At 74.1% G+C, this 8,490-nt stretch carries 6 protein-coding genes and 1 pseudogene; 1 reads left to right on the top strand and 6 read right to left on the bottom strand.

Features of this window, described 5'->3' with window-relative positions:
• Positions 1–52: 52 nt before the first annotated feature.
• The 4 genes and pseudogenes from ACSNOK_RS08740 to ACSNOK_RS08725 all read right to left on the bottom strand — a co-directional run bounded on the left by ACSNOK_RS08740 (position 53) and on the right by ACSNOK_RS08725 (position 4,566).
• On the bottom strand, positions 53–1,543 hold the full coding sequence (locus tag ACSNOK_RS08740) for a hypothetical protein (protein WP_436780026.1): 1,491 nt from the start codon (positions 1,541–1,543) through the stop codon (positions 53–55).
• A 223-nt stretch (positions 1,544–1,766) separates the two neighbouring features.
• Positions 1,767–2,534, bottom strand: a complete 768-nt coding sequence (locus ACSNOK_RS08735; protein ID WP_436780025.1) for a DUF4097 family beta strand repeat-containing protein — start codon at positions 2,532–2,534, stop codon at positions 1,767–1,769.
• A pseudogene (locus tag ACSNOK_RS08730) lies at positions 2,534–3,475 on the bottom strand (serine/threonine-protein kinase); the annotation flags it as partial. The gene ACSNOK_RS08735 and the pseudogene ACSNOK_RS08730, both read right to left, overlap by 1 nt.
• 284 nt (positions 3,476–3,759) lie before the next feature.
• Complete coding sequence (locus ACSNOK_RS08725; protein ID WP_436780024.1) at positions 3,760–4,566, bottom strand: VOC family protein; 807 nt, start codon at positions 4,564–4,566, stop codon at positions 3,760–3,762.
• 476 nt (positions 4,567–5,042) lie between these two features.
• On the opposite strand from ACSNOK_RS08725, the gene ACSNOK_RS08720 reads away from it, so the two are divergent.
• Positions 5,043–5,690 (top strand): TetR family transcriptional regulator, encoded by a 648-nt coding sequence (locus ACSNOK_RS08720; protein WP_436780023.1) that lies wholly within the window; start codon positions 5,043–5,045, stop codon positions 5,688–5,690.
• Between the two features lie 225 nt (positions 5,691–5,915).
• On the opposite strand, the gene ACSNOK_RS08715 is transcribed toward ACSNOK_RS08720, so the two are convergent.
• Together ACSNOK_RS08715 and ACSNOK_RS08710 are read right to left on the bottom strand one after the other, a co-directional pair.
• On the bottom strand, positions 5,916–7,091 hold the full coding sequence (locus ACSNOK_RS08715; protein ID WP_436780022.1) for a hypothetical protein: 1,176 nt from the start codon (positions 7,089–7,091) through the stop codon (positions 5,916–5,918).
• 554 nt (positions 7,092–7,645) lie between these two features.
• Positions 7,646–8,143, bottom strand: coding sequence for an ATP-binding protein (locus ACSNOK_RS08710; protein ID WP_436780021.1), 498 nt, complete (start codon positions 8,141–8,143; stop codon positions 7,646–7,648).
• Positions 8,144–8,490: the final 347 nt, after the last annotated feature.

The following is an 8,490-nucleotide window of genomic DNA, read 5'->3' as shown; positions in this document are numbered from 1 at the left end:
CGCCGTACGTGGGCCACCGGCCGTCACCTATACCCCCCACCCCGCGCCCGCCTCAGCGTCCCGCGCCGCGCTCCTCGCGGATCGCCTGCACCACGGCCGCGACCGACTGCCGTACGGCCTCCGTCTCGGTCAGGAAGCGCCACCAGTCGGGGTGCCGGCCCTCCAGGCCGGCCACGGCGCGGTCGAGCCGGGCCACGGCCTCGTCCAGCGGGGCCGCGTGCCGTGGGTCGGGGGTGCTGCGTCCGGCCATCGCGAGCCGCTGCGCGTCCCGGATGGCGAACCGGGTGCGCTCGATCTCCTGCTGTCGGTCGGCGGAGACCTCGTCCAGCCGCCGCAGCCGGTCGCCGGCGGCGGAGACGGACGCGTCGGTCGTGGTCAGGAGGGCCCGGACGGTCGACAGCAGGGCGGTGGCGTCCGGCCAGCGCTGTTCGTCGCGGGCCGTCCGGGCCTCGGCGAGCTTGGCCTCCGACTGTTCCACGGCCTGCCGGGCCTGCTCGGGTACCTGCTGGAGGTCCTGCCAGCAGGCGGTGCTGTACCGCCGGCGCAGTTCGCTCAGGACGGGCGCCACCTGCTCGGCGCGGGTGGCGAGCGCCTGGGCGCGGGTGCGCAGGGACACCAGCCGTTTGTCGATCTCGGCGGCCCGCTCCGGGAGGCGCGCGGCCGCCTCGCGGATCGCGTCGGCCTCGCGGAGGACCCGTTCCGCGCGGCCGATGGTCTCCGGCACGCCGTGCTGCCCGGCGCCCTGGTTGAGCTTGGTGAGCTCCGGGGAGAGAGCGGCGAGGCGGGCCGCCAGGTCGTCGGCCCGCAGGCCGGCGGCCCGGGCCGCGTCCAGGGCCTCGGTCGCCGCGAGCAGCGCCTGCCGGGCGCGTTCGACGGCGGGCGCCAGCCGGGACAGCTCCGCCTCGGCGGCGGCGAGCAGCGGCCCGATCCCCTGCGCGAACCGCTCCAGGTCCGCCTTGACGCGCACGAGCTCGTCCCTGGCCCGGTTCAGGTCGGTGCGGGCCCGGGAGGCGGCGGCGGAGTCGAGGTCCTCGCGGTCCAGGTCGTGGGTGTCGACGGCTGCGATGTACGCGCCGGACACCTCGTCGACGCGGGCGCCCAGCGCCGCGAATTCCCGGGCGGCGCGCCCGGCGGCGGGCGAGGAGTCCACCGCGGCGATGGTCTCCAGGGAGATCCGCAGGTCCCGCTGGGCGGTGTCCAGCTCGTAGAAGGCGGTGGCGGCGGCGTCCTTCGCGGCCTGTGCCTCGGCCCGCTGGGCGTCGCCGCGACCCCAGCCCCACCGGCGCGTGCCGCCCCCGGCGAACGCCGCCGGAGCCGCCGTGACGGCGACGGCGAGCAGGGGGAGCGGCAGCAGGACGAGCGCGGCGGCGTCGCGGAGGGCGGCCCGGAGGCCGCGCACCGGAGCCGTTGCGGGCGCGGAGGCCGTTCCCGAGGCCGGCCGTCGGGGTACGGAGCCCTGCCCGGCGGCGAGGGCGGAGGCGGGCGGTCCGGATATGGCAAGCCGCCCGGCCGGTCGTACGGACTGCGCGAAGGTAGCCGTCACGTGCCCTCTGCCTCTCCCGTTGATCGCCCCAGGCCCGGAGGACATTGTCCCATCCGCCGGGGGCGCTCACACAGGACGGTCACCGGGCGGACGAGCCCCGCACGCCGCGGGCCCGTCCCTCCGACGACGGCTCGTCCGCTTCCCGCTCTTCCTCCCGACCTCCCTCCCGATCTCCCTCCCGTTCTTCCGTCCGCCCTGCCGCCCCCCCGGGCCCCTTAGGGGATCACCCGGCCGTCCGCACGGTGACGTCGCCGTTCTCGCTCCGCGCGCTGACGACGCGCGGGCTCGCCCCGTCGCGCGGGACGGCGATCCTCGTCCGGCCGGAGTCGCTGTGCGCGTCGACGCGGTAGGGGCCGCCGGGTACCCGCAGGGTGACGTCGCCGTTCTCGCTCTCGCCGGTCACCCGGTCCGCCGCCAGGGCCGGCCGGACGGTGATGCTCCCGTTCTCGGAGCGGGCGGAGACGTATCGGGAGGAGATGCCGTCCTCGGCGCGGACGTCGCCGTTCCGGGAGGTCAGCTCCAGCCGTCCGGCGGCGTCCCGTACGTCGATCTCGCCGTTCTCCGAACCGAGCCGCAGGTCGCTCTTGATCCCCCGCGAGGTGATCCCGCCGTTCTCGTCCTTCACGACCACCCGCACCCCGCGCGGCACTTCGATGCGGTGCTTGCCCTTGCACTCGTTGCTGATCCCATCACAGCGCTGCCGCAGCTTCAGGGTGTCCTTCTCCATCTCCCACGTGGCCTTCACAGATCCGCCAACCGACCAGCCGTCGAACCACCGGGTGACCTTGACGTCCTTCCCGTCCCCCGGCACCAGCTCGATCTCCGAGTCGTCCGAGTCGACGGTCAGCGTCTCCCCGCCGAGCGCGAACGTCCGCCGTTCCGGCTCCACGTCCGCCAGATCCACCGACCCGCACCCGGTGACCGCCGTTCCGGCGACCATCACCCCACCGGCCAGGAGTGCGAGACGGACGGGACGGGTGAGGCGAACCATGGTGATCTCCGTGTGCTGCGCGGGCTGCGTACCGGTGCGTCGCCCCGCCCGGCGCGGCGCCGCTCGATGAGCGAGACGGCGTCGGGCGGCAGCCAGGCCGAGGCCGTGCCGCTGTCGTCGCCGCCGCCGGAGGCGAACAGGTGCGGGCCGAGCTGGGCCTGGAGGTCGGCGGGGCTGGGCCGGTGCTCGGCCGCCATCTGCATGCAGGAGTCGATGAGCGGGCGCAGCTCGTCGGGCAGGCCGGAGAGGTCCGGGCCCTCCCGGAGCAGCATGAAGACGGTCTCGACCGGGTTGGCGCCGTGGAAGGGCGCGTGGCCGGTGGCGGCGAAGACGAGGGTGGAGCCGAGCGAGAAGACATCGCTGGCGCCGGTGACGCTGCGGGAGTCCCTGGCCTGCTCGGGGGACATGTAGGCGGGCGTGCCGACGGCCACGTTGGTCATGGTCAGCCGGGTGTTGGAGACGCCGGAGGCGATGCCGAAGTCGATGACGCGCGGGCCGTCCTCCACCACCAGGACGTTGGACGGCTTGAGGTCGCGGTGGACGAGGCCGGCGCCGTGGATCGACTGGAGCGCCTCGGCGATGCCGGCCGCCAGCCACCGCACGGCCTGGGCGGGGAGCGGCCCGCACTCGTTGATGATCTCTTCGAGCGAGGGCGCGGGGACGTACGCGGTGGCCAGCCAGGGCACGGCCGCGCGCGGGTCGGCGTCGACGACGGCGGCCGTGTAGAAGCCGCTGACCGCCCGCGCGGCTTCCACCTCACGGGTGAAGCGGACGCGAAAGAGCTGGTCCTCGGCCAGTTCCGTGCGGACCGTCTTGATCGCCACCCGTCGGCCGGACGCCGAGCGGGCGAGATAGACCAGACCCATGCCGCCGGCTCCGAGCCGGCCGAGCACCTCGAACGGGCCGATCCGTCTCGGGTCGTGCTGTGTGAGCTGCTCCAACTGGCCTGCCACCTCCCCGTGGGGGCTCGAAAGGATTGTTCCGGCCCCGTGCAGCGTCTCACCGCGAATTATCCCGGGGTACGCCCTCTGATTCTCCCTGGCCGGGGCGGTGGTGGCGAACCCGGGTCACGCTTCGGCGTGTCCATGCCGAAAGCGGAAGTTCCGCCCCCGCACCGGCGCACTTTCCCGGCCGTCACAGCGTGCTATCAGGCCTCATCACACACACGAGCACCAGACGTTCCGCCGTCCCGTCGCCGCCCGCCACGGCGGCCGGACGGCGGCCGTCAGCGCCCCTCCGCCCCCGCCGGGTCGACGACCGCGAAGTCGGCCCCCTGGTCGTCCGTCAGCACCGCGAACCGCCCGTACGGGGAGTCCCGCGCCTCGCGCCGGATCCGGCCGCCGAGCCGCCGCGCCGTACGGCACGCCTCGTCGCAGTCGGCGACGACGAAGTAGACCAGGAAGTGCGCGGGCATCGCCGCGGGAAAGGACGACTCGTCCATGACGGCCCGCCCGCCGACCGCGTGTTCGGGCGCGAGCGGCTCCCCGGCGGGGGTCCACACGGCGTAGTCGAACCCGTCGCCCCCGCCCAGGTCGTGGGCCGTGAGGGCGAAGACCCGCTCGTAGAAGGCGTCGACGGCCTCCGGCTCCCGCGTGTACACCTCCGCCCAGCCGTACGCGCCGGGGGTGCCGCGCTTGCCGAATCCCCGGTGCGCGGCGGCCTGCCAGACCCCGAACACGGCTCCGCCCGGGTCGGCGGCGAGCAGCAGCGTCCCGTATCCGCCCACCCGGGACGGTCCGGTGACGACCTGTCCGCCAGCCGCCCGGATCCCGTCGGCGGTGGCCTCGGCGTCGGGCGAGGAGAAGTAGACGCACCAGGCCGTCGGCATCCGCCCGTCGGGCTTGGGCGCGAGGGCCGCGACCTCCGCGCCCTCGTGCAGGGCCCGGACGTACGGCCCCTGCTCGGGGTCGCCCTGCTCGAAGGTCCAGCCGAAGAGCCCGCCGTAGAAGCGCTTGCCCGCCTCGACGTCGGGCAGGGTCACGTCCGCCCAGCACGGCGTGGTCCGCGGGGCTCCGTCCGTCGCTGCGCCCATGGCGCCCGCTCCCTTCCTCAGCACCGCACCGCACCGGTCCGGCCCGCGCGGGCCGGCCGGCCGCGCGAGGTGTCGCACCGGCCACGGTAGCGACGGACGCCCGGTCCCGCGCGGCCTACGGATGAGCCCGGGCGCCCGGCGGGCTCGGGACGGGCTCGGACGGCCCCGGGGTGAGCTCCGACGGGACTCGGACGGACCAGCGGGGCCCCACCGGGCCGCCGGACCGGCGGAAGGCGCACCACCGCCGCCGTCCGGTGGCCCGCGCCCTCCTGCCCGCGCCCCCACCGCAGCCCCTCCGCGCGACCGGATCCACGACTTGTCGATAAGACAATTCACCGGTACGGGCCAATCCGCGAACGTCCGGAAATTGCCCTCGTGAAACGCCTCTGACCTGCTTATCCACCCCTATTCGCACCCCCGCCCCCATTTGCATGCGACCGAATCGCGCTCCGATCACCCCTCGGTAAGCTGACGGCATGACAGGACAAGTACGCACCGTCGACGGCCGGGTGGCCGGCCGCCGAGGACAGGCGACGCGACAGAAGCTGCTCGACTGCCTCGGGGAAATGCTCAGCTCCCACCCCTACCGCGACGTCAAGGTCATCGACGTCGCCCGGCGGGCCGGCACCTCGCCCGCGACCTTCTACCAGTACTTTCCGGACGTCGAAGGCGCCGTTCTGGAACTCGCCGAGGAAGTCGCGAAGGAAGGGACGACCCTTAGGGAACTCGTCGCCGGCCGTTCCTGGGTGGGCAAGGCCGGCCGGCAGGCCGCCGAGGAGCTGGTGGACGGTTTCCTCGCCTTCTGGCGGCGGAACGACGCGATCCTGCGCGTGATCGACCTCGGCGCGGCCGAGGGGGACAAGCGGTTCTCCAAGATCCGTATGCGGATCCTCAACGCCGTGACCGATTCCCTCACGGAATCCGTGAAGGAACTCCAGGCCAAGAACAAGGTGGACAAGGACGTCAGCGCCGCCGCCGTGGCCGGCTCGCTGGTCGTGATGCTGGCGGGCGTCGCCTCCCACCAGAAGGGCTTCCAGGGCTGGGGCGTCAAGCAGGCCGACCTCAAGCCCAATCTGACGCTGCTGGTGCACCTGGGCATCACCGGCAAGAAGCCCGCGCGGTAGGCCGCGCGGCACACACCCGTCCTGTCAGCAACGGCGGCGGGTCACCGGGGGCGCGGCCGGCCCGCCCCGGTGACCCGCCGTTCGCGCGTCCGGAGCCGGTCCGGCGCACACTCCGGCCGGCGCGCACTCCGGTCGGCACACGCTCCGGCCGGCGCGCACTCCGATCAGCGCGCACTCCGGCCCGCAGGAAACCCCGGCCCGGGCAAGGCCGCCCCGCCCGGGACCTCACCCCTTGCGGCCGTGCAGCTTCTTCAGCACGTAGCGCTTGCCCGACCCCTGCTTGCCGATCTCGTGGTAGATCCGCGGCTCCTTCGCCGTACCGCCGACGCTCCAGTTCTTCTCGTACCGCCCGCAGGCGTCGAACCGCAGCCCGACGCCGACGACCTTGCCGCTCTCCTTGACCGGCGTCCAGCTGCCGGACCCCTTGCAGTCCTGGATCCGGTCGTGCCCCATGCCGTCCCACTCGAACTTGTCGAGTCCGTCCGCGACCGCCTTGCCGTCCCGTTCCAGCCGGACGACGCCGCCCCGGCCGTCGTTCCAGACGCCCGCGATGTCGGACCGGTGCAGCTTCGGCGGCTCGTAGACGGTGGCGAGCCCCGTCCCGTACGCGGTCGCGCCGACCGCGCCGACGAGCAGCCAGGCCAGGGCGCCGTCCCGGGCCACCCGCCGGGCCACGCTCCCCGGGCGGTCCTCCCGCACCCGGCGGGCGGCGCGGCGCGCCGCCAGGGCCGGCGGCAGCAGGCCGACGGTCAGCCCGCCCCACCAGAGCAGGTACTTGAGCGGAGGGGCCGGCGCGAGGGCGCCGAGCGCCGCCACCGCGCCGAAGACGACGACCAGCCCGGCGGCCACCACCGGCACCGCGCCGACCGTCCACCACCGGCCCTCGGGCCGGCCGGCGCGCGCGGCCGCGCGGCGGGAGAGCCCGAGCGCGGGCATCACGGCCGCGGCCGTGACGAAACCGCTGAGCAGCACGGTGAGCAGCAGCGCGCCGAGCGCCACGGCGACGGCCAGGACGGGGGCGGTGGGCAGCCCTTGGTGCTCCCGTGACAGCAGAACGAGCACACCGGCGCTGGCCGCGACGACGACCTCGGCGCAGAGCGTGGCCATCGAGGCGCAGAAGGCGGCGCCGAAGCCGTCCGGATGGCGCGGTGCGCGCGGCCGGTCCGCACGCTCCGTACCGCCCGTGCCGTCCGCACCACCCGTGCCGCCCGTCTCGTCGGCCTCCTCCGTGCGCTCCTTGCGCCCCTTGCGCTCCTTGCGCTCCTTGCGCTCCTTCCCGTCCGTCCGGCCCGCCTTGTCCGTCCGCTCGCGGGCGCCGGTGCCGTCCGCCCCGGCGGAGTCGTCGGGTGCGGTCGCCGGCGCCTCGTCCGGTATCGAGCCCGGCTCAGCTTGCTGTGTCATATCCGCCCCTCTCTCCAAGAATGATTCCCCCGGAGGCCGGGAGGTTCCCTGGTGAAGGGCCGTCCTTGCCGGGACCCGGCCCATGCCGGGCCACGGGCCCCGCGCCGCGCCCGCCCCCGCCGGCCGGGCGGACGACGGCCGGGCGAGGGCCGGCAAGAGTCGGCAAGGGCCGACAAGGGCATGGGCAGTCGGGGAACCGTTCCGCCGGAAAGGACCGCGCGGGCGTCCCCCCGGACGACAACCGCGCCGAATCTGTGACACACCTCACCCCCGCGGGGGCTTCGGCTCACCCTGGAGGTTTCGACGGGCGGTTACGGGCCAACCGGGAGGACGAGCCGGCGGCGGCGCATCGATGCGCACCCCGAGCACGGCACCGCACGCCGCCGCCGCCCAGCTCCGGCGCCTCAGCCCTGCCGTCGCGCCGGACCGCGACCCGTACTCGCCAAGTCGTCCGGGGTCACCTGGGCGTCTCGACGTCCCCTCGCAACGAATCGCTTCATCCAAGGGTGATCAGGTGAACACTTCCCGTCAACACCTGGTCTGGACTTTGCCTCCTACGCCCCATTTGTAATGGCGTGTTGTGGCTCGAAAGCGCCGTTCCAGCGGGGCAGCGTCCGCGCCGGAACGGGTCCGCTGTCGACCTCGCACCAGATGCGCTTGCCCGAGCCCTCCTGCTGCCAGCCCCAGCGGTCCGCCAGGCCGTCCACCAGTTCCAGGCCCCGGCCGCCCGTCTCGTCGCCCCTGGCGCACCGGCGGCGGGGCGGCCGGGCGCTGATGTCTGCGACTTCGACGCGGACCGTGCCGGCGCCGCCCCCCGCCGCCGGGCCCGCGGCGCCCGCCGCCCCGGGGAAGAACATCCGCAGCACGGCCGGACACCCGGTGTGCACCACGGCGTTGGTCACCAGCTCGGAGATCAGCAGGATCAGCGTCTCGGCCAGCGGCTCGTCGACCCCTATCCCGGACCCCGCCAGCCGCGACCGCGCCCATCTTCGGGCCCGCCCCACCTCCGCGGGGTCGACCCCGACCTCCATCTGCATTTGAAGCACCTGCACCGCTCACACCATCCGAACCGGCGGACACAACGCCTCGCGTCTCCAGGGGATCACGCAGCGTGACTCCCTTTCCGCACAGCATGGTTGACCCACAGTTACCCCAACAACCACTTCAGGGATATTCCGGCGCAAAGGAGTATCCGCGCCACAAACTGTGCGAGGCACACTGCGTGGACTCGAACACGGGGGAATCGCGACCTCCATGCCGATACGAGCACGGGACATTCAAGGGAGAGTACCCGAGGCGAACCCTACTCCGATGCGTGACGACTTCCACGGAGAACACAACTCGATATCAACACAGCGTGATCATTCCAAACCCGTCACCCGGGCTTTTCCGCTTCCCG

It is taken from the genome of Streptomyces sp. URMC 126, assembly GCF_051386555.1.
Taxonomy (GTDB): Bacteria; Actinomycetota; Actinomycetes; order Streptomycetales; family Streptomycetaceae; genus Streptomyces.
Note: the sequence above shows the minus strand (reverse complement) of the source record. Positions and strands in the feature narration are given on the sequence as shown.

What these genes read in the sequence shown, in the direction of transcription:
- ACSNOK_RS08715 (WP_436780022.1), bottom strand. Translation starts at nt 7,091, where the DNA reads ATGACACAGCAAGCTGAGCCGGGCTCGATACCGGACGAGGCGCCGGCG.
- ACSNOK_RS08720 (WP_436780023.1), top strand. Translation starts at nt 5,043, where the DNA reads ATGACAGGACAAGTACGCACCGTCGACGGCCGGGTGGCCGGCCGCCGA.
- ACSNOK_RS08725 (WP_436780024.1), bottom strand. Translation starts at nt 4,566, where the DNA reads ATGGGCGCAGCGACGGACGGAGCCCCGCGGACCACGCCGTGCTGGGCG.
- ACSNOK_RS08735 (WP_436780025.1), bottom strand. Translation starts at nt 2,534, where the DNA reads ATGGTTCGCCTCACCCGTCCCGTCCGTCTCGCACTCCTGGCCGGTGGG.